This window comes from Micromonospora sonneratiae, assembly GCF_042679305.1.
Taxonomy (GTDB): Bacteria; Actinomycetota; Actinomycetes; order Mycobacteriales; family Micromonosporaceae; genus Micromonospora_H; species Micromonospora_H sonneratiae.
In genome coordinates, this window is sequence record NZ_JBHTMP010000170.1 from 1 (window position 1) to 739 (window position 739).

Sequence of the window (739 nt, forward strand, 5' to 3'; positions counted from 1 at the left end):
CGCCGTCGTGCGGCTGCTGCAACGCGGCTGGCCCGGCGTCCGGGCCGAACAGACCGCCCCACCGGCCGTCCCGACGACCGGGGCCGTGGCCGCCCTCGCGGTGTGGCCAACTCAGCCGGAATGGCTGCCCCTGGTCGAGGACGCCACGCCGGCCCCGCGCCGAGGCGTGGACGCGGGCACCCCTGAAGAGGACCGGCTCCGGGCCGTCTACGGCGGGCTCGCCTCGGCCGGGCGCACCGGCGGCGCGCTCCTGCAAGTCCACCTCGGCCGGGCACCGGCCCACCGCCTGCGGCTGCTGCGCCGCGCGATGACCAACCCGCAACGCGCACGTCGAGCCCGAGGAACCGCCCGCGCCGCAGGTGTGCTCGCCGATGGGCTACGAGTGCTGATTCTCGGCGTCCTCGACATCTTCACCCCCGGCTCGTCGAGCACGAGGCGACGTACCAGCAGCCCGACCGACCCGTACACCGCCGAACTGGCCCGGCAGGCACGGGCGAAGTACGCCGACGCACCACACCTGCTCGTCGCCGTTTACGCCATCGCCGCCGGCCCCACCAAGCCGGCAGCCGTCGCCGCCGCCGCTGACGTCAGCTCCGGGTTCGGGCTGCTCTCGGCGCACTTTACCCGCCGCCGGCTACGGCATGGTGCGGTCGCGGCGGCCGACCGGTGGGTGCCCGAGGCCCGGATGAGCCTCGTCTCCGTCGCGGAGGCCGCCGCCTTCGCGGGTTTGCCCGCCGAG

The 739-nt window shown here is 75.9% G+C and carries 1 protein-coding gene; it reads left to right on the forward strand.

The window, feature by feature from the left end; all coding sequences use genetic code 11:
• Positions 1 to 739: hypothetical protein (locus ACFQ4H_RS34840; RefSeq protein WP_377579550.1), on the forward strand; the 739-nt coding region annotated here is incomplete at both ends.